Origin of the sequence: Actinomadura rupiterrae (assembly GCF_024172125.1) — a bacterium.
GTDB classification, from domain to species: Bacteria; Actinomycetota; Actinomycetes; order Streptosporangiales; family Streptosporangiaceae; genus Spirillospora; species Spirillospora rupiterrae.
In genome coordinates, this window is the sequence record NZ_JAMZEA010000001.1 from 385557 (window position 1) to 410522 (window position 24966).

Genomic DNA, 24966 nt, shown 5'->3' on the forward strand with positions numbered 1-24966 from the left:
AGCCGTGCACGACGTCCATCACGCGGACGACGTGAGCCTGCCGGACGCGTCCCCCGGAGTCTCCCGCTCCGGGGGCGCGTCCCCGGCCGCGCTGCGGGCGCTGCGCAAGCTCGCGCCCCTGCTGTGGCTCGGCCCGTCGATCCTGCTCATCGCCTTCGTGGTGCTGTGGCCCGTCGTGGAGATGGCCCGCACCTCGCTGCAGAAGATCACCTCGTCCGGCCTCACGGAGGGCTGGAACGGGGTGACGAACTACTCCGACCTGTTCGACGAGGACGCCCTCGTCCCGGTCCTGCTGCGCACCGTGCTGTGGGTCGCCGGGGTCGTGGTCGTGACGCTGCTGCTGTCGCTGGCGCTCGGCCAGCTCCTCAACGCCCGCTTCCCCGGCCGCCGGATCGTGCGCTGGGCGGTGATCGTGCCGTGGGCGGCGTCGGTCCTGATGACCGCGCTGATCTGGAAGTGGATGCTGGACAACTTCTCCGGCCTGGTCAACCGGGTGCTGCTCGACCTGCACGTGATCGACCACCCGCACAACTGGCTCGGCGACCCGCACCAGGCGGTCATCTGGATGATGTGGGTGGCGGTGTTCGTGTCGCTGCCGTTCACCTCGTTCGTGATCCTCGCGGGCCTGCAGACCATCCCGGCGGACGTGTACGAGGCGGCCCGGGTGGACGGCGCGGGCCCGTGGCGGTCCTACTTCCAGATCACCCTGCCGCTGCTGCGCCCGGCCATCCTGATCGCGGGCATCATCAACGTGATCAACGTGTTCAACTCGTTCCCGATCATCTACGAGATGACCGGCGGCGGGCCCGGCAACGACACCGACACGACCACGACCTTCATGTACAAGCTGGCCTTCTCCGACCAGCACGTGGGCGAGTCCGCGGCGATGTCGGTGGTCAACTTCGCGCTGGTGCTGATCATGGTGCTGCTGTACCTGCGGTTCTCGCGCTGGCGGGAGGAGACCCGATGAGCGACGCCGTGGCGACCCCGTCGCGCCGTCCGGCCAAGGCCGCCCCGGTCCGGAGGCCCGCCAAGCAGCGGCGTCCGATCCGGTTGCGGACGGTGCTGCTGACGGCGGTCGGCTGGCTGGTGGGGCTGCTGTTCGTGCTGCCCTACCTGCAGATGTTCCTGACGTCGCTGAAGTCGCCGTCCGATCTGACGCGCTCGCCCGGCACGTACGTGCCGTCCCACTGGGAGTGGTCGAACTACGCGGACGTGTGGAAGGGCACCGGCGTCGGGCAGGCGCTCACGGTGTCGCTGGAGGTCGCGGTCGCGTCCACGCTGGTGACGCTGCTGTGCGCGCTGCCCGCGGCGTACTACACCGCGCGCAACCGGTTCCGGGGGCGCGGGGCGTTCCTGCTGCTCGTCCTGGTGACGCAGATGTTCGCGCCGACGGCGCTGGTCATCGGCATCTACCGGGAGATGGTCGCGCTCAACCTCACCGACACGCTGCTGGCGCTGATCCTGGTGAACGCGGCGTTCAACCTGCCGTTCTGCGTGTGGATCCTGCACGGGTACTTCTCGTCGATCCCGCGCGAGCTGGAGGAGGCGGCGTTCCTGGACGGCGCGGGCAAGTTCGGCGCGCTGACCCGGGTCACGCTGCCGATCTCGATGCCGGGCGTGGTGACGGCGGTCGTCTACACGTTCATCGCGGCGTGGAACGAGTTCATCGTGGCGCTGACGGTGACCGTCTCGCCGGACCGCAAGCCGCTGACCGTGGTCGCGCCGTCGTTCGTGACGCAGTACCAGGCGCACTGGCAGTTCCTCTTCGCCACCTCGGTCATCGCTATCGTGCCGGTTGTGATCCTCTTTGTCGTGATCGAGCGGTACCTGGTCGGCGGGCTGACCGCGGGCTCCATCAAATGACGGTCGTGGCCCTGGACGTCGGCGGCACCTCGATGAAGGGCGCGCTGATCGAGCCGGACGGGACGGTCCTGCGCACCGAGGGCCGTCCCACCGGGCGCGAGCACGGGCCGGACACGGTCGTGCGCGCGATCCTCGACTTCGCGGCGGACCTCGCCGCGAGCGCGCCCGGTGTCGCCGCCGCCGGGATCGTCGTGCCGGGCCTGGTGGACGAGGCGACCGGCACGGCCGTCAACTCGTCCAACATCGGCTGGCGGGACGTCCCGCTCCGCAAGCTCGCCGCCGAGCGGCTCGGGCTGCCCGTGGCGCTCGGCCACGACGTGCGGACGGGCGGGCTCGGCGAGGCCGTCCGGGGCGCGGGCCGGTCCGGCGGGGACTTCCTGTTCCTGCCGATCGGCACCGGTATCGCCGCCGCGATGGTGCTGGCGGGCACGCCCTACCCCGGCTCGTCCGGGTGGAGCGGCGAGATCGGGCACATCGTCGTCCGGCCGGGCGGCGAGCCGTGCGCGTGCGGGAACCGGGGCTGCCTGGAGACCTACGCGTCCGCCGCCGCGATCGCGCGGCGCGCGGGCGGCGTCCCGGCCGAGGAGGTCGTCCGGCGCGCGGCCGAGGGCGACGAGCGCTGCGCCGAGGTGTGGACGCTCGCGTTGGACACGCTCGCGGACGCGCTGGCCGCCGCGACGCTGATGCTCGACCCGTCCCGGATCGTGCTGGGCGGCGGCCTCGCCGAAGCGGGCGACGCGCTGCTGCCGCCGCTGGCCGAGCGCCTCGTCCCGCGCCTGACCTTCCGCGCTCCCCCGCCCCTGGTCCAGGCCGAACTCGGCCCCCTGGCCGGCATGCACGGCGCTGCGGTGCTCGCTTCGCGCCTCCTTTAAGCCCCCGGGCGGTGGTCGCTGCTTTCGCAGGACGGCGACCACCGTCCGGCTCCAGCCCACCGAGGTAATTCGGATCCGGCCCGTCCCCAGGGAAGTAGAACGGACCGGATCCGCGATGAGCGGCCGGAACTCGCGAATGCCGCTCGTGAGGGATGGCCCTTACGTCACCGTCAACAGCCTGAACCGGCGCGAGCGCGCTATCTGAGTGCCGGGTGCGACGCCGAAGGCGAGCTCCCGGCGCGAAGGTCGCGAAGCGACGTCGCGCTCGCCAGAGTGTCCGGGCCGTCGGTCGAGCCCCCAGGCGAGACCGACGGAGCCGGAGGCTCCATGAACGCAGTGCTGTGCAGCTCTGCGTAGCGGCCTCCTTCGGCGAGCAGGGATTCGTGGGTGCCGCGCTCGACGACGCGGCCGGCCTCGATGACGAGGATCTGGTCGGCGGCGCGGATGGTGGACAGGCGGTGCGCGATGACGATCGCGGTGCGGCCGTCGAGCGCCTCGGACAGGGCCTCCTGGACGGCGGCCTCGGACGTGGAGTCGAGGTGCGCGGTCGCCTCGTCCAGGATCACCACGCGCTGGCGGGCCAGCAGCAGCCGGGCGATGGTGAGGCGCTGGCGCTCGCCGCCGGACAGGCGGTAGCCGCGCTCGCCGACGATGGTGTCGAGGCCGTCCGGCAGGGAGCGGATCAGGTCGTCGAGGCGGGCGCGGCGGAGCACGTCCCACAGCTCGTCCTCGTCGGCCTCGGGACGGGCGAGGAGCAGGTTCTCGCGGATCGAGTCGTGGAACAGGTGGCCGTCCTGGGTGACCATGCCGAGCGTCTCGCGGATCGCGTCGAACGACAGGTCGCGGACGTCGACCCCGCCGAGCCGGACGGCGCCGGCGTCCACGTCGTACAGGCGCGGCAGCAGCTGCGCGATCGTGGACTTGCCCGCGCCGGACGAGCCGACCAGCGCGATCATCTGGCCGGGCTCGGCGCGGAACGACACGTCGTGCAGGACCTCGACGCCGCCGCGCGAGTCGAGCGTGGCGACCTCCTCCAGCGAGGCGAGCGAGACCTTGTCGGCGGACGGGTAGCCGAACCGGACGTGGTCGAACTCGACCGACACCGGGCCCTCGGGCGCGGGCTTCGCGTCCGGCTTCTCCTTGACCAGCGGCTCCAGGTCGAGCACCTCGAAGACGCGCTCGAAGCTGACCAGCGCGCTCATGATCTCCAGCCGGGCGCCGGCGAGCGCGGTGAGCGGCGCGTACAGCCGGGTGAGCAGCAGCGCGAGCGCGACGACCGCGCCCGCGTCGAGCTGGTGCCGCAGCGACAGGAAGCCGCCGAGGCCGTAGACCAGCGCGAGGGCGAGCGCCGACACGACGGTCAGGGACGTGATGAACACGTGCTGGAGCATGGCCGTGCGGACGCCGATGTCGTGCACCCGGCGGGCCCGGACGGCGAACTCGGCGGACTCGCGGGCGGGCCGTCCGAACAGCTTGACCAGGGTCGCGCCGGGCGCGGAGAACCGCTCGGTCATCTGCGTGGACATGGCGGCGTCGTTGGCGGCGGCCTCGCGGCGCAGCCCGGCGAGGCGGCGGCCCATCCGGCGCGCGGGCAGCACGAACACCGGCAGCAGGACGAGCGCGAGCAGCGTGACCTGCCAGGAGATGCTGACCATGACGGCGAGCGTGAGCAGCAGCGTGACCAGGTTGCTGACCACGCCGGACAGCGTGTCGGAGAACGCGCGCTGCGCGCCGATCACGTCGTTGTTGAGGCGGCTGACCAGGGCGCCGGTGCGGGTGCGGGTGAAGAACGCGACCGGCATGCGCTGGACGTGGTCGAACACGGCGGTGCGCAGGTCGAGGATCAGGCCCTCGCCGATGCGCGCCGACAGCCAGCGGTTCACCAGGCCGAGGCCGCCCTCGGCGAGCGCCAGCCCGGCGATCAGCACGGCCAGCCCGACCACCACGTCGGACGAGCGGTGCCCGACGATCGCGTTGACGACCCGTCCGGCGAGCACCGGGGTGATCACGGCGATCACCGCGAGCACGATGCTGACCAGCAGGAACCCGGCGAGCCGCCGTGCGTGCGGGCGGGCGAACGCGCCGATGCGGCGCAGCGTCGCGCGGGAGAAGGGACGGCGTTCGTCCTTCGCGTTCATCGCGTGGTGCAGCGAGTGCCACGCGGTGATCTCCATGTCCATGAGCGTCCGTCCCAGGGTCGAGCGGTCCGGAGGCGTCCGGGCCGGGATGCGGTCGGAGCCCCATCCTGAGACCTCAACCAATGTTTAGGTCAACTCCGCTCGCCGGACCACTCTGCCCGAGGGGTCTGACATTCCCGCCGGGTACCGTCTCGACCATGGAGATCGACGTCGCGAAGGTCCGGAACGAGACCCCCGGGTGCGCGAAGGTGGCGCACCTCAACAACGCGGGCGCCGCGCTGCCGCCGAGCCCGGTGATCGACGCCGTGGCGCGCCATCTGGAGCTGGAGGCCATGACCGGCGGCTACGAGGCGGCCGAGGCGAACGCCGCCGCGATCGACCGGTTCTACGACGCCGTCGCGGGCCTGATCGGGGCGCACCGCGACGAGATCGCCTACGTGGAGAACGCGACGCGCGCCTGGGACATGGCGTTCTACGGGATCGCGTTCGCGCCGGGCGAGCGCGTCCTGACGACTACCAGCGAGTACTCGTCCAACGCGATCGCCTACCGGCAGCGCGGCGTCCAGGTGGACGTCGTTCCGGACGGACCGGACGGCACGATCGACCTGGACGCGCTGGAGGACGAGCTGCGCCGGGGCGGCGTGCGGCTGGTCTCGCTCAACCACGTCCCGACGTCGAACGGGCTGGTCAACCCGGCCGCCGAGGTCGGGCGGCTGTGCCGGGCGGCGGGCGTGCTGTTCCTCCTGGACGCCTGCCAGTCGGTCGGCCAGCTCCCCGTGGACGTCAACGAGATCGGCTGCGACCTACTCTCGGCGACCGGCCGCAAGTACCTGCGCGGGCCGCGCGGCACGGGCTTCCTGTACGCGCGGCGGGACGTCCTGACGAGCATCGAGCCGCCGCTTCTCGACAACGCGGCCGCCGAGTGGCACGCCCCCGACTACGAACTCCGTCCGGACGCCAAGCGCTTCGAGACCTGGGAACGGTACATCGCCGGGCAGATCGGGCTCGGTGTGGCCGCCGACTACGCGTCCGGGCTCGGCATCAACGCGATCAGCGCGCGCGTGGACGTGCTGGCGTCGCTGCTGCGCGCGGAACTGGCGTCCAGGCCGGGCGTGACCGTCCACGACCGCGGGGTGATCCGGTCGGGCCTCGTCACGTTCAGCGTGGACGGCCGGACGCCGACGGAGATCGTGCAGGCCGCGCGCGCACGAGACATCAACGTGAACGTCAGCGAACCGCGCTGGCACGGATACGACCCGGACGCCGTGGAAGCGGTCGTCCGGGCCTCCGTGCACTACTACAACTCCGAAGAGGAGATCGAGCGACTGCTCGCCGTCCTCTGACCTGCCTATCTGAAGGGGGCGAGCACCTGGGACGCCCGGGGCTCGTCCACCTCCAGCCGGTTGGGATCGGACGCGGCCGGCTTGTTCGGCAGGGTCACATAGAGCGCCCTGGACGGATCGGTGCGTTTGAGGCTGTCGGCCAGCGCCTTCATACCGTCCAGGTCCAGACCGGGCGCCGTCTTCACCGAGCCTAGGCACGCCTTCAGGAACGCGGCGAACCGGAGCGGATCGTTGTGCATCGCATCGATCGCCTCGCGCGAGAGTTCGGCCATGAGCCCCTGCTGGCGTTTGATGCGTGAGAGGTCCGAGCCGTCGCCCATGCCGTGCCGGACGCGCGCGTACGCGAGGGCACCCTTGCCGTTGAGCTTGTGCCTGCCCGCGCTCATGTGAAGGCCCGATTTCTGGTCGTTCACCGACTTCGGCAGGACGACGGTGACGCCGCCCAGCGCGTCCACCATGCGGCTGAAGCCCTTGAAGTCGACGACCACGGCCTGGTCGACGTGGACGCGGGTGACCGACTCGACCGTCCTCACCGCGCACGACACCCCGCCCTGCCCGTAGGCGGAGTTGAGGGGCCCGGGGCCGGGCGGGGCGGTGCCGCCGTCCGATCGGGGGCAGCCGGGCAGCCGGACGAGCAGGTCGCGCGGCAGGCTCACCACGGTCACGCGCTTGCGGTCGGCGGGCAGCCTGACCAGCGCCATCGTGTCGGAGCGCGCGCCGCCGAAGCGGCGGTCGGACGCCGGGCCGCGCGAGTCGGAGCCGAGCAGCAGCAGCGTCATCGCGCGGTGCCTGCCCGCCCCGGCCAGGCCGTTCGTCTTCTCCGACGAGTGATCGCCGGTGCGCAGCAGGACGGCCGGGACCAGCAGCAGCGCCGCGACCGCGCAGGCGGCCAGCGCCAGGGCCGTCCAGCCGCGCGGGCGCAGCCGGCGGCGCGGCGCCCGCGCGGCGTCGGTCAGCCGGGTCCGCTGGCGGGCCAGCGACGGCGGCGGCTGGTGCTCCAGGGCGCGGCCGAGGTCGCGCAGGTCGTTCGTGAGGTCGTCCACGGCTCAGCCCTCCTCAGCGGCCGGATCGACGGCGGTCGGGTCGACGCCGCCGAGCGCGGCGCGCACCTTGCGCCGCGCCCGGTTCAGCCGCGACCGGACGGTGCCGACGGGGATGTCAAGAGCGCGCGCGACCTCCTCGTAGGACAGGTCGCCCCACGCCACCAGCAGCAGGACGTCGCGGTCCCGGCGCGGCAGCGCGGCCAGCGCCGCCGCGAGCGCGGTGCGCGACTCCCAGGCCGCCACGCCCGCGGCGACCCGCTCGGCGGGGCCGTCGTCCGGACCGTCCACGGGGCTGCGGCGCAGCGCCCGGTAGTGCGCGGCCTCGCGGCGGTGGTGCCGCGCCATGATCTTGGTGACGATGCCGAACAGCCAGGGCCGCGCGTCCGGCTGGGCCAGGTCGTAGCGGTGCCGGCCGCCGAACGCGGCGAGGAACGTGTCGCCGACCAGGTCCTCGGCGGTCTCCGGGCCGAGCCGGCGGGACACGTAGCGGTACAGCATCCCGGCATAGCGGTCGAACAGCGCGGCGAACGCCTCCGGATCGTCGTGCGACCGGCGGATCAGCTCCGCGTCGTCCGCCGTCACGGCGGGCGGGGCGGTCATCGTGGACACCACGGCCTTCCCGGGGGTAGTCGGGCCTGATTTCGACGGTGTCTTGCCGTTCCGGGCGGCCCGGGTTCGCGATTTCAAGATCACCAATTGATAACGAAGTGAACTTTCCGGATAACCTGCGCATCTTTCCAGATGAGCGCGGGGACTCGAACGGGGGTTCCGGTCCGCCTACGACCGCGCACTTCAGCTTTCCCGGGGCTAGCAGGAGGACGCGGCGTGACGGACGACGCCCAGAACCGGCCGGACGAGACCGAGCCGGCCAGGTCGGAGACGATCGAGTTCGCCGTACCCGCCCGTCCGGAGCCCCCGGCCGAAACCGACGCCGAGCCTAAGCCCGATTCAACGGTCGAGAAGCCGAGCGCGGAGCCGGTCGAGAAGCCTGCCGGGGAACCGGTCGAGGGGCCTGGCGGGGAGCCGGTCGAGAGGCCGGAGCCGGAGAAGGGCTCGCGCGAGTCGGGCGCGCATCCCGTCCAGGCGTCCAAGTCGTCCGGGCAGTGGACGGTCGCGCTCCCCAAGGCGGCCGAGGGCGAACCGTTCCGCTCGGCGTCCCCGACGGTCGAGGACAAGCTCCCCACCGTCCGCAAGCCGGACGCCCCGAAGCCCGAGGCCCCCAAGGCGGAGCCTCCTGCGCCCGCGCGGGAGAAGCACGACCAGGACGCCCCACGCACCAGCGGCCCGCACCCGACAACGCCCCACACCAGCGGCTCCCACCCGTCCACCCCAGGACGGGGTGGCGACACCCCCCGCACCAGCGGCACCCATCCCACGACTGCCGGCCACCAGCCGAACGCCCCGCGGCAGGCCCCGCCCCAGCCCGGCGCGCCCCAGCAGGGCACGCCCCAGACGAGCGGCCAGCACCCGAACGCCCCGCGCCCGCCCGAGCAGCAGGCCCCGCGCGCGCACGAGCAGCAGCAGGTCGCCCCTCGGTCCAGCGGCCAGCACCAGGCGGCGCCTCGGACCAGCGGCCAGCACCCCGTCGCGCCCCAGACGAACGGCCAGCCCCCGGCCACGCCCCGGACGAGCGGGCAGCACCCAGCCACGCCCCGAACCAGTGGGCAGCACCAGGTGCCGCCTCGGACGAGCGGACCGCATCAGGCCGGGCCCTCGGCGCCCTCCCCGGCGTCCGCCGGGCCTGCAGGGCCTGGTCCGGCTCCGGCCGGGCCGCTGGGGAGTGTGGATCGGCCGATCGTGCCGCGGTTCAGCGCTCAGGCGCAGGCCGAGGCGCAGGCGCGCGCCCAGGCCCAGGCGCAGACCTGGGACGCCGACGTCACCCGCATGGACGCGCCGCTGAACCCGTCCCAGTTCGCCGTGGCGGCCCAGCCGCAGGCGCAGCCCCAAGCGCAGGCACCCCGGACGGACGCGCCCGCGTACGAGGAGGAGCCGAAGCGCGGCAAGCGCGGGCTCGTGATCGGGCTTGTGGCCGTCCTCGTCCTGGTCGCCGGTGTGGTGGCCGGGCAGCTCGTGCGGCCGGTGCCGGAGCCGTCCCTGGCGCTGTCGATGTCCGCGTCCAGCCACACGTTCGGCGGGCAGAAGCCGAGCCTGCCGTGGCCGAACGCCGGGCAGGCGACCGTGTACGTGGACGGCCTGGGCACGATGGGCTCGTCCGGCGCGGCGACGCCGACGCCCACGGCCAGCGTCGCCAAGGTCATGACGGCGTACGTGGTCCTGCACGACAAGGCGCTGCGCAGCGGCGAGGACGGGCCGTCGTTCACGGTCACGCCGCAGGGCGCGGCCGAGGTCGCGGACCGCAAGAAGCGCGGCGAGTCGCTGCTCGGCATCACGCCGAACCAGCGGCTCACCGAGCGCAAGGCCCTCGAAGCGCTGCTGGTCATCTCCGCGAACGACGTCGCGCACGAGCTGGCCCGCTGGGACGCAGGCTCGGACCAGGCGTTCGTCCAGAAGATGAACGAGGCGGCGCGCTCGCTCGGCATGACCAGCACCACCTACACCGACCCGAGCGGCTACGACTCGGCGACCGTCAGCACGGCCGCCGACCAGGTCAAGCTGCTGCGCGCGGCGATGCGGCTGCCCGGCTTCGCCGAGTCGGTCGCGCTGCGCGAGTTCGTGCCGGACGGCGGCGGCAAGCCGCGCAACGCGGGCAACATCCTGCTCGGGCAGTACGGCGTGGTCGGCGGCAAGACCGGCTACACCGACAAGGCCGGCGGCAACTTCGTGTTCGCCGCGCGCCGCCAGGTCGGCGGGGTGGAGACGCTGATCCTCGGCGCGGTCATGAACCAGCCGTCGCCGAGCGCGATGGGCGCGATCTCCGCCGCGCAGCCGCTGGTCGCCGCTGCCGGAAACGCCCTGGTCGCCGCGACGGTCGCGCCGTCCGGGAGCCGCGTCGCGCAGGTGGACGACGGCCTCGGCGGCCACACCCCGCTGCGCGCGGCCAAGCCCGTCACCGTCGTCGGCTGGCCCGGCCTGACCGTCCCGTACGGCGTCGCCGGCAACCCACCCGGCTCCGCCCCCCAGAACGCCAAGGTCGGCACCCTGACGGCCGGTTCAGCCCGCATCCCGCTAACACTGGACCGCCCCCTACACAAGCCGTCCATCGTCCAGCGCCTCCTCCGCCTCGGCTAGCGGGTGCGGGTGGAGGGGGTGGCGAGGGCGGCTGCTGCACCTAGGCCTAGGTAGATCAGGCCGGTGGCGTAGCGCTGGCGGCGGCGGAACACCGGGCGTGCGCGGAGCCAGCTGCCGATCGAGCCGGCTGCGACCGCGTACACGGTGTCGCTGAGCAGGCCGATCGCACCGACGGTCAGGCCCATGACGGCGATCTGGAGCGGGACGGCGCCTGCCGCGCGGTCTACGAACTGCGGCAGGAAGGCCAGGAAGAACAGCACGACCTTCGGGTTGAACAGGTTGACGAGCAGGCCGTCCAGGAAGACGCGGCGCAGCGAGGCGGGCGCGACGCGGACCTCGCTCAGCTCGTCGCGGGACCGCAGCGTCCGGACGGCGAGGTACAGCAGGTAGGCCGCGCCCGCGTAGCGCAGCACGGAGAACGCGGTCGCGGACGCGGCGATCAGCGCCGACAGCCCGGCCGCCGCGAGCGCGACGTGCACCAGCGTCGCGCACTCCACGCCCAGCGCGGAGACGACGCCTGCGCGGCGTCCGTCCGCGATGCTGCGCGTGACGATGTAGAGGTGGTTCGGGCCGGGGATGGCGATCAGGGTGGTCGCCGCCAGCAGGAACAGCCACGGGTTGCTCATCCCGGCACCGTAGGGCGCGCTCGTGCGCGCGCGACAGGACCAATCAGCCGGACACTCCGTGGACCACGCTCAGGACGCGGCCTGGGCCTCGGTCGCGAGGGCTCCGGCCAGGACGAGCCGTCCGGACGTCCGGACCATGTAGGTGACCTCTTCGAGCGGCCGCCGCAGCGAGGTCAGCGCGACCAGCGCGGCGAGCAGCGTGTGGCCGAGGACGATCTCGACCGCGTCCCGGTCGGGCACCGGGTCGCCGATCGCCGCGGACAGCCGGTCCCGGACGAACAGGAACAGCACCGTCCGGGCGTCCTCGACCGACGGGTCGTCCGAGGTGACGGCCTGGATGATCGCCGAGGTGAGGGTCAGCTCACCGGACGCGATCTCCACGATCCGCTCCAGCAGCGAGGTGAGCCGCTCGGTGGGGGTGTCGCCGACGGCGAGCGCGTCGATGTCGGCGGTCACCCGGTGCGCCCAGGCCGCGGCGACCTCGGTGAGCAGGTGGTCCTTGGTCGCGAAGTACCGGTACACCGTGGCGCGGGCCACGCCGGCGCGGTCGGCGACGTCGTGCATCGTGACGGCTCCGTAGCCGCCCTCGTCCGCCAGCTCGCGCGCGGCCTCCAGCAGCCGCTCCCGGCGGGCCTGCTGGTCCTTCGTCAACGTCCTGGTGACGGTGATCCGGACGCCGCCACTCACACTGCCGCTCAACGCGCCTCCTCGGGATGACGCTCCCATTGTCCCGCAGATCCGCCTGTCCCACGGGGCGCGCGTTCGAATCGAGACCCTCGGTCACGGCTTTCGCAGTCGGAAGCGGAGCGGTCAGTCACGGGTTTCGCAGTCGGAAGCGGAGGCGGTCAGTCACGGCTTTCGTAGTCGGGCAGCAGAGGCGGTCAGTCACGGGTTTCGTAGTCGGGCAGTGGAGGCAGCTCGCCGGACGCGAGCGCGGCGGCGCGGGCGGCGAGCCCGGGCCGGTACGCGTCATGCGTCAGCACCAGGAACCGCTGCGTCCGGACGGCGTCCACGACCTGCTCCGCGACCGCTTCCGGCGCGATCCCGGCCGCGACGGTGTCCGCGATGACCTGCTCGACGAACGCCTGGTCGTCGGACGGCTCGGTCCGCGCCGACGCCGGACGGTTGCGTTCCGACTGATGGATGCGGGTGGCGACCCCGCCCGGGCACAGGACCGAGGCGCGCAGCCGGGAGCCGGAGACGACCAGCTCGTGCCCGAGGCACTCGGTCGCGGCGTAGGCGGCGAACTTCGAGACGGAGTACGGGCCGGAGAACGGCGCGGCGAACAGGCCCGCGACGGACGAGGTGGTCACGATGTGCCCCTCGTCGCCGCCCTCGATCATCCGCGGGACGAACGCCTGGATCCCGTGCAGCACGCCCCAGAAGTTGACCTGGAGCGCCCACGCGAAGTCGCGCGCGGGACGCGACCAGATCTGGCAGCCGTTGAAGACCCCCGCGTTGTTGCACAGCACGTGGACGGCCCCGAAGCCGTCGAAGACGCGGTCGGCGAAGGCGTGCACGGCCTCCTCGTCGCCCACGTCCACGACCTGCGCGATCACTTCCGTACCGCGTGCGGCGAGGGAGCGGCGGACGGCGTCCAGCGCGTCCTTCTCGATGTCGGCGATCGCGAGGCGCATGCCCTCGGCCGCGAACCGCTCCGCGAGCGCGCGGCCGATGCCGCTGCCCGCGCCGGTCACGACGGCGACGCGCCCGTCGAAATCCTCCACCTGGCCTCCCCGGTGAGCGGAACTCTGACCTACCAATCGCTTGGTTCGGACGTTAGCCTAGCCTCACGTCTCATTCCATCCCCGGGCCGCTCTGGGAGGCGCGATGGGCTCGCTGGAAGGCACGTCCGCACTGGTCACCGGGGGAGGCAGCGGCATCGGCCTCGCCTGCGCCCGCCGGCTCGCCGCCGACGGCGCGCGCGTCACGGTCTGCGGCCGGACCGAGGCCAAGCTGAAACGGACCGGCCTGCCGTACGCCGTCGCCGACGTCACCGACGAGGACGCGATCGCCGCCGCGGTCGAGCAGGCCGCGCGGGACGCCCCGCTGCGCGCGGTCGTGCACAGCGCGGGCGGCTCGACCTCGATCGGCCCGATCCAGGGGCTCGACGCGGACGCCTGGCGCCGGACGTTCGAGCTGAACGCGACCGGCACGATGCTCACGCTCAAGCACGCGGCCCGGCGGATGGCGCGCGACGGCGGCGGCGCGTTCGTCGCGATCTCGTCCATCGCGTCGTCCAACACCCACCGGTGGTTCGGCGCGTACGGGCCGTCCAAGGCGGCCGTCGACCACCTCGTCAGGCTCGCGGCGGACGAGCTGGGCGGCGCGGGCGTCCGCGTGAACGGCATCCGGCCCGGGCTCGTCCGCACCGAACTGGTCGCGGGCATCGCCGACGCCGGGCCGATCCTGGACGACTACCTCGCCTGCATGCCGATCTCCCGCACCGGCGAGCCCGAGGACATCGCCGAGGCCGCGCGGTTCCTCGCGGGGCCCGAGTCGTCCTGGATCACCGGCCAGGTCATCAACGTGGACGGCGGCCACCACCTGCGGCGCGGCCCCGACTACCGCGCCATGTTCGAGCCCATGTTCGGCCCCGAGGCACTCCGCGGCGCCCCCGAGGCACCGCGCGAAGACCCCGAAGCACCGCGCGGAGGTCTCGAAGCACAACGCGGAGGTCCCGAGGAACTGTGCGGAGGTCTCGAGGCACTGCACGGAGGTCTCGAGGCACTGCACGAAGACACCGAGGCACAGCGCGGAGACGCCGAGGCACTACGCCGAGGTTCCGAGGCACTGCGCGGGGAGGCACCATGAACGATCTCGTCATCAGGGACGCGCTGGTCGTCGACGGGACGGGCGCGCCGCCGCGCGCGGCCGACGTCGCCGCGGCCGACGGGAGGATCACCGAGGTCGGGACGGTCTCCGGCCGCGCCCGGCGCACGGTCGACGCGGGCGGCGCGGCCCTCACGCCCGGCTTCGTGGACGTCCACACGCACTACGACGGGCAGGCGACCTGGGATCCGGTGCTCGCGCCGTCCTCCCTGCACGGCGTGACGACCGCCGTCATGGGCAACTGCGGCGTCGGGTTCGCGCCCGCCCAGCCGCACCGGCGCGACTGGCTGATCGGGCTGATGGAGGGCGTGGAGGACATCCCGGGCAGCGCGCTCGCCGAGGGCATCGCGTGGGAGTGGGAGTCCTTCCCCGAGTTCCTGGACGCGCTGGGCCGCCGCGCCTTCACGATGGACCTCGGCACGCAGGTGCCGCACGGCGCCGTCCGCGCGTACGTGATGGGCGAGCGCGGAGCGCGCAACGAACCCGCGGACGCCGCCGACATCGCCGCGATGAAGGCGATCGTGAAGGAGGGCGTCGCGGCGGGCGCGCTCGGCTTCTCCACATCGCGGACGCTCACGCACAAGGCCATCGACGGCGAGTACGTGCCGGGCACCTTCGCCGCCGAGGACGAGCTGTTCGGCATAGGCGAAGCCCTCCGCGAGCTCGGACGCGGCGTGTACGAGTTGGCTCCCGCAGGAGCGGCGGGCGAGGACGTGAACGCGCCCGCGCAGGAGGTCGCCTGGATGCGGCGGCTCTCCAAAGCCATCGGACGGCCCGTCTCGTTCGCTCTCCTACAGATCGATGCCGTCCCGGAGTTGTGGCGCGAACTCTTGGAAATGTCCGCGTCCGATGCCGAGGCGATGCTGTTCCCACAGGTCGCGTCCCGTCCGTTCGGGATGCTCATCTGCCTTGACTCGCTCCATGCGTTCGGCGACCACCCGTCCTATGTGGAGATGGCACTACTGCCGAGGGCCGAACGCGTCGCGCGCATGAGGGACCCCGAGATGAAGGCTCGGATCCTGGCCGAACGTCCGGAACAGGAGGACATCCTCGCCGCGATGGTCCGCGGCTTCCCCGAGCGGCTGTTCCCCCTGGCGGAACGCAACCCCGACTACGAGCCGCACCCCGACACGTCCGTTGCAGCACGCGCCGCAGCATCCGGACGCGACCCTATGGAGCTGCTCTATGACGAGCTGCTGGAGGACGACGGACGCAACGTCCTGATGATGCCGCTACTCAACTACTCCGATTTCAACCTGGACGCACAGCGCGAAATGCTGACGCACCCGCGCGCCGTCCTCGGCCTAGGCGACGGCGGCGCGCACTGCGGTTTCATCTGCGACGCGTCCCTGCCCACGACGATGCTGAGCCACTGGGCGCGGGACCGGAGCCGCGGCGAGCGCCTGCCCGTCGAGCACGTCGTCCGGATGATGACCCGCGACACCGCCCGCCTGTACGGGCTGGCCGACCGCGGTGTCATCGCGCCCGGCATGCGGGCCGACCTCAACCTCATCGATCTGGACACCGTCGCGTTGCGGCGTCCCGAGGTGCGGTACGACCTGCCCGCCGGGGGCCGCCGCATCGTCCAGCGGGCGGACGGGTACCTCGCCACCTTCGTCCGCGGCGTCCAGACCTTCGCGGACGGCGAACCCACCGGCGAGCTTCCCGGACGGCTCGTCCGAGGCGGCCTCGCGGGCCGAGGCGGCCGGTCATGAACGCGGACCGAGCGGACCGAGGAGGCCGGTCATGAACGTGGACCGAGCAGACCGAGGAGGCCGGGCATGAACGTGGACCTGCTCGACGGCGAGATGTACGCGACCGACCCCTGGTCGGTTTACAAGTGGCTGCGCGCGGAGGCGCCGGTCTACCACGACGAGGCGAACGGGCTGTGGGGCGTGTCCCGGCACGCCGACGTCTTCGCCGTCGAACGCGACCCGAAGTTGTGGCGGAACGGCGGCGGGTACCGGCCGCAGCTCGCCTCCGACCCGTCCATGATCGGAGTGGACGACCCGGAGCACGCCCAGCGCCGCCGCCTGGTCTACCAGCGGTTCACCCCGCGCGGCGTGGCCCGCTACGCGGACCGGATCCGCGCGACCGCCGTGGACTGCATCGAGAACGCCCTCGACCAGGGCACATCGGACGCCGTGGAGACGCTCGCCGCGCCCCTGCCCGCCCGCGTGATCGGCTGGCTGCTCGGCTTCCCCGAGGAGGCGTGGCCGAAGCTCGCGCACTGGTCGGCGACGGCCGTCTACGCGGGCGGCGGGCAGCGCTACGTCACGCACGAGGCGACCGTCGCCGTCGGCGAGTTCGCCATGGCCGTCCTGGAGATGGCCCGGGACCGCCGCGAATGCCCGACCTCCGACCTGCTCACCCTCTGGGCGAACGCGGGCGGCGGCTGCCCCCGCTACGACGACGAGCACCTCGCGCACGAGGCGCTGCTCCTGCTCGTCGGCGGCGCGGAGACGACCCGGACGGTGATCGCGACCGCGATCGACGCGCTCATCCGGCACCCGGACCAGTGGCGGCTGCTGCGCGAGGACCCCGGCCTGATCCCCGGCGCGGTCGAGGAGTTCGTCCGGTGGACGACGCCGATCCTCAACATGTGCCGCACTGCGGACCGCGACGCCGAGATCGCCGGCGTGACCGTCCCGGCCGGGCAGCAGGTCGTCCTCATGTACGGCTCGGCGAACCGCGACGAGGCGGTGTTCGACCGTCCGGACGAGCTGGACGTCACCCGCCCGCCAGGCGACCACGTCGCGTTCGGTTTCGGCCCCCACTTCTGCCTCGGCGCGTCCCTGGCCCGGCTCGAACTGCGAATCTTCTTCGAGGAGTTCGTGGCCCGGGTGGGATCGGCCGCGCATGCCGACCTCGAAGGCCCGCGCATCCTCCGCAACGCCTTCGTCCGCGGCGTAACCACCTTCCCAATCACCCTCCAGCGACGAACCTAGCCATGCGCCGACCAGACGACCGCCAGACGGCGGGCCGGACGGCTGCCGCCAGACGCCGGTCAGGCGACGACGTCCAGACGTCGACGATGCTCGGCCCACTGAAGCGAGTGCCGAATGGCATCGCCGATCGTGAACTCCGGCCTCCAGCCGAGAACCTCCCAAGCCTTAGCCGGATCCACGAACGCCCCGACCACGTCCCCCGGCCGCGCCGCCGCCTCCTCCACAACCAACCCGTCCCCGACGACCGCCCGAAACGCCTCGACCAACTCCCGAACGGTCGTCCCGTCCCCAGTCCCCAAATTCACAACCTGATAAGCAGCACCAGGCGTACTCGCGGCCGGGGCGCCGGCCAAGCGTGCGGGTGAGGCCACGGCATCGGACGCAGGCAGAGCACCAGCCGGACCTGCGGACGGGGCACCGGCCAGGCGCGCGGGCGGAGTTCCGGCGGCGGGCGGGACGATCGCGTCGAAACGTTCCACGGCGGTGACGAAGGCGCGCGCGATGTCCCAGACGTGGATGTAGTCGCGGATGGCCGTCCCGTCGCGGGTCGGCCACTCCACACCCGTGATCTTGAACGGCACGCCCGTCTCGTACGACTCGATCATCTTGCCGAGCGCATGCGTGGGCTTCCCCGACTGCAGGCCCGTGCGCATCTTCGGGTCCGCGCCGATCGGGTTCAGGTAGCGCAGCGACACCACGCGCAGCCCGTAGGCCCCGGCCAGGTCGCGCAGCGCCGCCTCCGCCATCGCCTTCGAGCGCGTATAGGGGTTGCGCGGGTCGAGCTCGGACGCCTCGGTGACCGACAGGTCCGGGGACGGCCGGTACATGCCCGCCGTGGACGCGAACACCATCCGGTCGCAGTGGTTGCGCCGCAGGTGCTCGGCGAACTCCAGCGTCCGCGTGAGGTTCACGCGGTAGTAGCGGGACGGGTCGCGCACCGAGTCCGGCACGACGATCAGCGCCGCGCAGTGCACCGCGGCGGCGATGTCCGGATGCTCGGCGAAGATCCGGTCCACCAGCACGCCGTCCCCGATGTCGCCGCGGTAGAAGACCTTCCCGGCCGTGAACTCCGTCCGTCCGGTGACCAGGCTGTCGAGCACGACCGGCGTGGCGCCGCGCTCGGCGAAGGCCGACGCGATCGTGCTCCCGATGAACCCCGCTCCCCCTGTGATCAGCACTTTCACTGCGGTCACCCCTAACCGATCGTGCTCCCCGTGGCTCGGTACGGACAGAATCCGCAAGCCTCCTCGCAGGGTCAACGCCGCGTTAACCAACTGACCAGCACCGGACGCCCCGTCCCCCACCACGTTTCGCCGCCCCCAAACCCCAACGCCCCCGCGCCCGCACCCACGCGCGCGCAACCCACCCCCCACCCAACACCCCATCCCACAAGCACCCCCTCTTCACTCAAGTAACACCCTCTAACAAACCCAACCCCCCTTCACACAAACTTCAATATCTCACAACCACACCACCCCCTAACAAAACACTTGCCCCTCACCCCCACACCGCCCCTTCACCCACGCCCCCAGCCCTCACTCATCGGCCAAGGCCTGCGTATGCGCGAGCCCACAAGCTCGCACTGCCGCCTCGCACAGGCGCTGGAGACTGCGCACACGCCGAGGGCCTCACACGCGCTCGGGCCTCGCGCATGCGCGGTGCCTCACACACGTGCGGAGGCCCACGTGCCCAGGCCGCGCACGCGCTGGGCCTTGCACACGCACCGGGGGGCTTGCTTACGTGCCGGGGGCACGCGCTCGCAGGGCCTCGCACGTCCGCCGGGCCTCACATGTCCGCCGGCCTCACACGCGCGCCGGGGGCTCGCGCACGCGCGGGGCCTCACACACGTCGGGACGGCACAGAGGCGCCCGCCCAAGCTCGCACCAAAACCTCACACACGCGCCAGGCCGCACATGTACTGGGGCCTCACACACACGCCGGAACATCACACACGCGCCGGGCTTGCGTACGCGCCGGGGCCTGCACACGCTGGATCCTTGCGCACGTACTGGCGCTTTCGCTCGCGCGGGGACCCTCACGCACGCGCCCAAGCCGCGCACGCGCTGGGGGCTTGCACACACCAGGCCTCTCACGCGCGCGGGGCCTTGCGCGCCCGCCGAGGCCTCACGTACGTGCTGAGGACGCGCGCAAGCGCTCGGGCCCGCACACGCGCAGTGCCTCGCGTTCACGCGCCCGGGCCTCACGCCCGCTCCGGCCTCGCGCTGAAGCTTGCGCACACGCCGGAGCCTCACACACACCCGGACCTCGCGGAGCGGGCGCGTAGACGCCGGAGCCTCACACATGCCCGGGGCCTCACGCTCGTGCCAGGGCTCGCACACGTGCTGAGCTTGGCGCACACGCCGGGCCCTCATGCGGGCGAGGCCTCACGCTCGGGCTGGGCCTCGCCTAGGCGCTCAGGCTTACGCACGCGCTGGGGCCCTCACGCGCGGGGCCCCTGGCGCGCCCGCCTGCCGGCGCCTCACAATTTCGCGCCAAGGCCTCACACACGTCCGGGCCGTCCACGCACTGGGGCCTCACCCACGCAGGAGCCGGGCGCACGCGCGGGGACCACGCACGCGCGCCGGGTCTCGCACACGCGCCGTGGCACGCGCTCGCGCCGTGGCACACGCTCGCGCCGTGGCATACGCTCGCGCCGTGGCACGCCCTCGCGCTAAGGCTGCGTAACGGGCTAGGCCTCACGCATGTACTGCGGTCTCACGCTCGCGCCGAAGGCTCGCGCATGCGCTGGGGCGTTGCGCACGACAGGGCCTCGCGCATGCGCTGGGGCTTGTGCACGCGCCAGGAGCTCGCTCACGCTCCGGGCCTCGCGCGCCCGCCGGGGCCTCACGCGGTTCGCGCACGCGCCGGGGACTTCCGCACATTCTGGGACCTCACACACGCAGGCCTCACACGCGCGCCGGAGCTTCACATACGCGGTGGGGCTTGCGCTTGCTCTGGTGCCTCGCATACGCACTGGGCCTCGCGCACGCGCTAGGGGCTCGTACGCGCGGGGGGTGCCTACGGACGGGGGGGGTTGGGCGTGGGTGGGGGCGGGTTGTGCGGGGGTCTCGGGTGGGGGAGATGTCCGTAGCTGGACGCGCGTCTACAGCGTTTGCGGGATTCGCTACCGCCGGGTAGCGCGGAAGGTGACGGGATGCAACCCACCCGCGTCCTGGTCGTGGACGACCACGCGCTGTTCGCCGAGGCGCTGTCGGCCCGGCTCGGGCGCGAACCGGACCTGGTAGTGCTGCCCGTCGCGGCGAGCGGGCGGCAGGCGCTGTCGCTAGCCGCCACCGAGCGTCCGCACGTGGTGCTGCTCGACCTGGACCTCGGCGCGGAGAACGGACTGGACGTGCTGGTCCGGCTGCGCGAGCGGCATCCGGACGTGCGGGTGGTGGTGCTGACCGCCGCCGAGGGCGTGGACACCGTCGTGCGCTGCCTGCGGCGCGGCGCGGTCGGGTTCCTGTCCAAGACCGAGCGGGCCGAGCGGGTCGCCGAGGTCGTCCGGCAGGCGGCGCGGCGCGGCGGGTGGGTCCCACCGGAGCTGCTCGGCGAGGTGCTGCGCCGCCTCCTGTCCGGGCCGCCCGAGCCGGACGGCGCGGACCGCTTGCTCGCCGACCTCACCCCGCGCGAGCGCGAGGTGCTGCAGTGCATGGTGGACGGCCTGAACCGCGCGGAGATCGCCGACCGGCTCGGACTGTCCGCCAACACCGTCCGCACCCACACGCAAAACCTGCTCGCCAAGCTGGACATGCACTCGGCGCTGGAAGCCATCACCCTCGCAATGCGCGCCGGCATGCGCCCGTCCGAGGAGCACTAGCCCCGGCGGGGAGGACGGGCGCGCAAGCCCCGCAAGCGAACGAGAGCGCGCGCCGTCCAGGAGCGTGGGAGCGCGCGCCATGCAGGGCTCGGGCGCGGACTGGGAAGGGGTTGGGGGCGCACGCGCACCCAGCGCGGGCGGACGGGAGCACGCTACGCAGGTGGACGGGCCCACGCCGCGCGGACCGGAAGGGAGCGCGCCGCGCAGGTATACGTGGGCACGCCGCGCAGGCCGACGGGAGCGCTCGCCGTGCAGAGCACGGGGCGCGCACCGTGCAGGGGCCGGGCGCACGCCGCGCAGGCGAACGGGAGCGCGCGCCGCGCAAGGGGGCGGGGGCGCGCTGGGCTGGGGGGCGGGGGGGGTGGGCTTTGCGCTGGGTGGGAGGGCGCGCCGTGCGGAGGGGTGTGGACCCGCAAAAGGCGTAGGTGGGTCGTCTTTGTGGGCGATTCGGGGTTGTTGTGGCCTTCTTACGCTCGCGGTGTCAGCTCAGCCGTGGGGGCGGAGGCCCTCCTAGGGGGCCGGAGCCGTGGAGATCGACGAGGTCGCCGCCCGGGTGGTCCGGACGTACTGGGCGCTGCTGCTGGTTCTGACGCTGGTTCCGCTGCTGGCGGTGTTCGCGCTGATGAGCGGGCGGGCGCAGCCCGCTGCGGCGCAGGCGCGGATCGTCGTGCCGGGCGGGGCCGCCGCCGGGGCGGCCGGGGACAACGGGGTGAGCGCGGCGGTCAGCACCGCCAAGGCGTTCGCGACCGGGCACGACCTGCTCGCGAAGGTCGTGAAGGACGGCAGGCTGGCGCGCGATCCGGACAAGGTGGCCAAGCAGATCACGGCGAAGGGGCTCGGCACGTCCACGGTGGTCGAGCTGACCGTCAAGGACCGGGACGCGGCGGCCGCGCTCAAGCTGGCGCAGGCCGTCGCGACCGAGACCGTGGACGAGATCAACACCTCGAACCAGGGCGCGGTGCAGAACCAGCTCAACCAGGTGAACCAGCAGATCACGGCGCTGGAGAAGCAGCAGGCGGACGCCTCCCCCGGCACCGCGACCGACCGGATCCTGGCGCAGCTCACCGATCTCAAGGCCAGCCGGACCGAGCTGCGCGCGCAGCTCAGCGCCGCCGGGAACGCCTCGGTCGCGCAGCCCGCGATCCTCGCGCCCAAGTCCGACCCGACCGTGATGATGGCGGTGGTCGCCGGGCTCGGCGGGCTGGTGCTCGGCATCCTCGCGGCGGTCGTGATCGAGATGGTCCGGCCGACCGTGCCGGGGCAGCGCCGGGTCGCGCGGAGGCTGGACGTCCCGCTGCTGGGATGGCTCGGCCGGTCACAAGCGGAGGCAGCGCTCGGACGAACCGTCCGGCTGGCGGCGCGGCGGGCCGGGGTCGGCCAGGTCACGGTGGTGTCGGCGGCGGGCGGTCCGCTGCCTGCCGAGCTGGTCTCGCAGGTCGCCGAGGCCGTGTACGGGAACCGGACGCGGGTCGTCCCGAGTCAAGTGCCCGAGCCGGAGAAGAGTTCGATGAACGGCAAGGGACACGTTTCGGGGAAGGACGGCGACGACGCGGCGACCACGCCGCCGCCGGGTGAGCCGCCGTCGACGTCGGTCGTCCGGGCGAGCGGGCGGTCCGTCCTGACGCGCGAAGCGGACGAGGCGGCCTCGCCGACCGAGGTCACCCAGCCCGTCGAGCTGCGCGCGCTCACGCTGGTGCATGCCTTCGAGGACGTCGATCCCGCGCCGGACGAGCGGTTCGGGGTGGTGGCGGTGGCCGGGTCGGTGACGCCGGCCGCGGGCCTGGAGTCGGTGCGCGACCTGGTCGCCGCGTCCGGCTGGCCGCTGCTCGGCGTCGTCGCGACCAGCCGGAAGATCAAGAGGTAGTGGGATGGGTCAGGTCGGCGCGAAGCAGGACCGTGCGAGCCGAGATCGGGCGGAGCGGGGCAAGGTGCCGTTTGCCGTTCCGGCTTTTGCGGGCGGGGTGGCGGCGCGGGTCGCTGAGACGTTGGGGTCGGGGTGGGTGACGACGGGGCCGCAGGTCGGGGGGTTTGAGCGGGACTTTGCGGAGTATCTGGGGGCGGACGCCGTGGTGGCGGTCGCGTCCTGTACGGCGGCGCTGGAGCTGGCGCTGCGGGCGCTGGACCTGCCGCCGGGTGCGCCGGTGCTGACGCCGAGCCTGACCTTCTGCGGCGCGGTGAACGCGATCCTGCACGCGGGGCTGCGGCCGGTACTGGTGGACGTGGACGAGGACACGCTCGTCCCGTCCGAGGAGACCGTCGCGAAGGCCGCCGCCCGGACGGGGCCGAAGGCGATGGTCACGCAGAACCAGGGCGGCTACCCGGTGGACGTCGCGGCGCTCGCGGCGGCGGCCAGGCTCGATCGGACGCGCGTCGTAGAGGACGCGGCGCACGGGCCGGGCGCGGCTCGCGGCGGCAGGAAGGCCGGCGCCGATGCGCATGCCGCGTGCTTCAGCTTCTACGCCACCAAGAACATGCCGATCGGCGAGGGCGGCGCGGTCGCGACCAACGACCCGGTTCTCGCCGACCGGATCCGCGCGACGCGGCTGCACGGCATGAGCAAGGACTCCTGGAAGCGCTACCTGCCCGGCGGGAGCTGGCGCTATGACGTCCGGAACGTCGGTCTCAAGGCGAACATGACCGACATCCAGGCGACGATCGGACGGGCGCAGCTCACCGCCCTGGACGGCTGGCAGGACGAGCGCGCCAGGCTCGTCCGGCGTTACGACGAGGCGCTCGGCGGCCTGCCCGGGCTCGTCCTGCCGCAGCGGAACCTGGACGGCATCACGCACGCCTGGCACCTGTACCAGGTGCGCGTCCCCGACCGCGACGCGCTGATCGCGGAGCTGACCGAGGCGGGCATCGGGACGTCGGTGCACTTCATCCCGGTCAACCAGATGTCCGCCTACCGGACGCTGCTCGGCCCGGACGAGTGCGAAGCCGTGCCCGTGACCGACCGGGTCGCGGAGGAGCTGCTGTCGCTGCCGCTGTTCCCCGGCCTGACCGAGGCGCAGCAGGACCGTGTCGTGACCGGCCTGAGCGGCGCGCTGAGCAGCCGCCGCCGGCCCGCGGTGGCGGGCTGAGCCCATGCGCTGGTTCCCCGGACGTTCCCCGAAGCCCGCGCCGCCGCCCGCGGCCCCGCGGCCCGCGACGCCGCTCGCGCTGCTGCTCGGCCGGGACGAGGTCATGGTGACCGGCCCGCGCGCGCGGCGGCTCGTCCGGGACCGGCGGGTGCTGGTGACCGGCGCGTGCGGGACGGTCGGCTCGGCGCTCTGCCACGGCCTGAAGCGGCTCGACCCGGCGCAGCTGACGCTGGTGGACATCGACGCGTCCGGGCTCGCGCGGCTGCGGCACGAGATGACCGCGCGGCTGCCCGCGACCCGCGTCGCCGCCGCGCCCGCGGACGTCCGGGACGGCCAGGCGGTCGCGGCGCTGACCGCCGCCGCGCGCCCCGAGCTGGTCTTCCACGCCGCCGGGCGGCACGACCTCGGCCGGGTCGAGCGGGACCCGTGCCGGGGTGTCGCCGACAACGTCCTCGGGCTGCGGCACGTGCTGGACGGCGCGGTCCGGCACGGCGCGCGGCACCTGGTGCTCGTGTCGTCCGACAAGGCCGCCGACCCGACCTCGGTGTTCGGCGCGACGATGCGGCTCGGCGAGTTCCTGCTGCAGACCGCGGCGGGCGGGCCTACGCGGCTGGCGGCCGTCCGGATCGGGAACGTGCTCGGCCCGCGCGGGCGCCTGCTCGGGCTGCTCGCCGACCGGATCGCCGCCGGGGAGACCGTGACGATCACCCATCCGGAGGTCGCGCGGCACTTCATGACGGCCGAGGAGGCCGCCGGGCTGCTGCTGGAGGCCGCCGCGCTCGCCGAGGACGCCGAGACGTTCGTGCTGGACATGGGCCGTCCGGTGCCGGTGGTCGAGCTGGTGCACCGGTACGCCGAGCAGCTGCGGCTGCCCGAGGTGACGATCCGGTTCTGCGGCCTCGGGCCGGGCGAGAAGCTCGCGGAGAAGCCGTTCGCCGACTGCGAGGCGCGGCTGCGGACCGCGCATCCGAAGATCTGGGCGACCCGGCCCGCGCCGCCGCCCGCCGCCGGGCTGCCCGCCCTGCTGGACGAGCTGGGCGGCGCGGCGGACGCGGGCGACGCGGCCGAGGTGCGGCGGATCCTGCGGCGGCTGCTGCCCGAGTACCACCCGGCGCGGCGGCCCGAGCCGTCCGCGGCGGCCGTCGCGCGCGACGCGGGATCGCCGGCCGACCCGCCCGGCCTGTAGAGGAGCACGCCGTTGACCGAGAA

At 73.2% G+C, this 24966-nt stretch carries 19 protein-coding genes; 12 read left to right on the plus strand and 7 right to left on the minus strand.

Translation table 11 applies throughout. From position 1 onward, the window contains the following. Positions 1-4: 4 nt before the first annotated feature. From FHU30_RS01830 to FHU30_RS01840, 3 genes are read left to right on the plus strand one after another with little or no spacing between them, the layout of a single operon-like run. Positions 5-970: a carbohydrate ABC transporter permease gene (locus tag FHU30_RS01830; RefSeq protein WP_253870642.1), complete on the plus strand. Its 966-nt coding sequence runs from the start codon at positions 5-7 to the stop codon at positions 968-970. Then, on the plus strand, positions 967-1866 hold the full coding sequence (locus FHU30_RS01835; protein WP_253870644.1) for a carbohydrate ABC transporter permease: 900 nt from the start codon (positions 967-969) through the stop codon (positions 1864-1866). The genes FHU30_RS01830 and FHU30_RS01835 overlap by 4 nt, the downstream gene beginning before the upstream one ends. Beyond that, entirely contained in the window at positions 1863-2738 is an 876-nt protein-coding gene (locus FHU30_RS01840) for an ROK family protein (protein WP_253870646.1), read from the plus strand. The genes FHU30_RS01835 and FHU30_RS01840 overlap by 4 nt, the downstream gene beginning before the upstream one ends. Before the next feature lie 197 nt (positions 2739-2935). Here the strand turns inward: FHU30_RS01840 and FHU30_RS01845 are convergent, their stop codons facing one another. Continuing rightward, entirely contained in the window at positions 2936-4918 is a 1983-nt protein-coding gene (locus FHU30_RS01845) for an ABC transporter ATP-binding protein (protein ID WP_253870648.1), read from the minus strand. Positions 4919-5073: 155 nt separating this feature from the next. Here FHU30_RS01845 and FHU30_RS01850 point away from each other — a divergent pair, with 155 nt between their 5' ends. Next, positions 5074-6219 carry an aminotransferase class V-fold PLP-dependent enzyme gene (locus FHU30_RS01850; RefSeq protein WP_253870650.1) on the plus strand — a complete coding sequence of 382 codons (1146 nt, stop codon included), beginning with the start codon at positions 5074-5076 and terminating at the stop codon, positions 6217-6219. A 5-nt stretch (positions 6220-6224) separates the two neighbouring features. On the opposite strand, the gene FHU30_RS01855 is transcribed toward FHU30_RS01850, so the two are convergent. Then, positions 6225-7262, minus strand: a complete 1038-nt coding sequence (locus FHU30_RS01855; RefSeq protein WP_253870652.1) for an LCP family protein — start codon at positions 7260-7262, stop codon at positions 6225-6227. A gap of 3 nt (positions 7263-7265) precedes the next feature. Next, positions 7266-7862 (minus strand): RNA polymerase sigma factor, encoded by a 597-nt coding sequence (locus tag FHU30_RS01860; protein WP_253870653.1) that lies wholly within the window; start codon positions 7860-7862, stop codon positions 7266-7268. Positions 7863-8087: 225 nt separating this feature from the next. On the opposite strand from FHU30_RS01860, the gene FHU30_RS46845 reads away from it, so the two are divergent. Further along, a complete protein-coding gene (locus FHU30_RS46845; protein ID WP_253870657.1) occupies positions 8088-10451 on the plus strand; it encodes a D-alanyl-D-alanine carboxypeptidase family protein in 2364 nt (787 codons plus the stop codon). Here the strand turns inward: FHU30_RS46845 and FHU30_RS01870 are convergent. From FHU30_RS01870 to FHU30_RS01880, 3 genes are all read right to left on the minus strand, one after another. Next, entirely contained in the window at positions 10448-11077 is a 630-nt protein-coding gene (locus FHU30_RS01870; protein WP_253870659.1) for a LysE family translocator, read from the minus strand. The two genes, FHU30_RS46845 and FHU30_RS01870, sit on opposite strands and share 4 nt — an antisense overlap. A gap of 69 nt (positions 11078-11146) precedes the next feature. Then, on the minus strand, positions 11147-11776 hold the full coding sequence (locus tag FHU30_RS01875; protein WP_253870662.1) for a TetR/AcrR family transcriptional regulator: 630 nt from the start codon (positions 11774-11776) through the stop codon (positions 11147-11149). A 182-nt stretch (positions 11777-11958) separates the two neighbouring features. Further along, entirely contained in the window at positions 11959-12804 is an 846-nt protein-coding gene (locus FHU30_RS01880; protein WP_253870664.1) for an SDR family NAD(P)-dependent oxidoreductase, read from the minus strand. Between the two features lie 103 nt (positions 12805-12907). On the opposite strand from FHU30_RS01880, the gene FHU30_RS01885 reads away from it, so the two are divergent. The 3 genes from FHU30_RS01885 to FHU30_RS01895 all read left to right on the plus strand — a co-directional run bounded on the left by FHU30_RS01885 (position 12908) and on the right by FHU30_RS01895 (position 16857). Continuing rightward, positions 12908-13891 (plus strand): SDR family oxidoreductase, encoded by a 984-nt coding sequence (locus FHU30_RS01885; RefSeq protein ID WP_253870666.1) that lies wholly within the window; start codon positions 12908-12910, stop codon positions 13889-13891. Beyond that, a complete protein-coding gene (locus FHU30_RS01890; protein WP_253870668.1) occupies positions 13888-15624 on the plus strand; it encodes an N-acyl-D-amino-acid deacylase family protein in 1737 nt (578 codons plus the stop codon). The genes FHU30_RS01885 and FHU30_RS01890 overlap by 4 nt, the downstream gene beginning before the upstream one ends. Positions 15625-15690: 66 nt before the next feature. Beyond that, positions 15691-16857 (plus strand): cytochrome P450, encoded by a 1167-nt coding sequence (locus FHU30_RS01895; protein WP_253870674.1) that lies wholly within the window; start codon positions 15691-15693, stop codon positions 16855-16857. A gap of 59 nt (positions 16858-16916) precedes the next feature. On the opposite strand, the gene FHU30_RS01900 is transcribed toward FHU30_RS01895, so the two are convergent. Next, the gene (locus FHU30_RS01900; protein WP_253870676.1) at positions 16917-18050 is read right to left on the minus strand and encodes an NAD-dependent epimerase/dehydratase family protein; all 1134 of its coding nucleotides are present in this window, start codon (positions 18048-18050) and stop codon (positions 16917-16919) included. A gap of 1961 nt (positions 18051-20011) precedes the next feature. On the opposite strand from FHU30_RS01900, the gene FHU30_RS01905 reads away from it, so the two are divergent. The 4 genes from FHU30_RS01905 (at position 20012) to FHU30_RS01920 (ending at position 24943) form a co-directional block, all read left to right on the plus strand. Beyond that, positions 20012-20677: a response regulator gene (locus tag FHU30_RS01905; protein ID WP_253870678.1), complete on the plus strand. Its 666-nt coding sequence runs from the start codon at positions 20012-20014 to the stop codon at positions 20675-20677. Between the two features lie 526 nt (positions 20678-21203). Beyond that, a complete protein-coding gene (locus FHU30_RS01910; RefSeq protein WP_253870680.1) occupies positions 21204-22541 on the plus strand; it encodes a hypothetical protein in 1338 nt (445 codons plus the stop codon). 4 nt (positions 22542-22545) lie between these two features. Beyond that, positions 22546-23757, plus strand: a complete 1212-nt coding sequence (locus FHU30_RS01915; protein ID WP_253870682.1) for a DegT/DnrJ/EryC1/StrS family aminotransferase — start codon at positions 22546-22548, stop codon at positions 23755-23757. Positions 23758-23761: 4 nt separating this feature from the next. Beyond that, positions 23762-24943, plus strand: coding sequence for a polysaccharide biosynthesis protein (locus FHU30_RS01920; RefSeq protein WP_253870684.1), 1182 nt, complete (start codon positions 23762-23764; stop codon positions 24941-24943). Positions 24944-24966 lie beyond the last annotated feature (23 nt).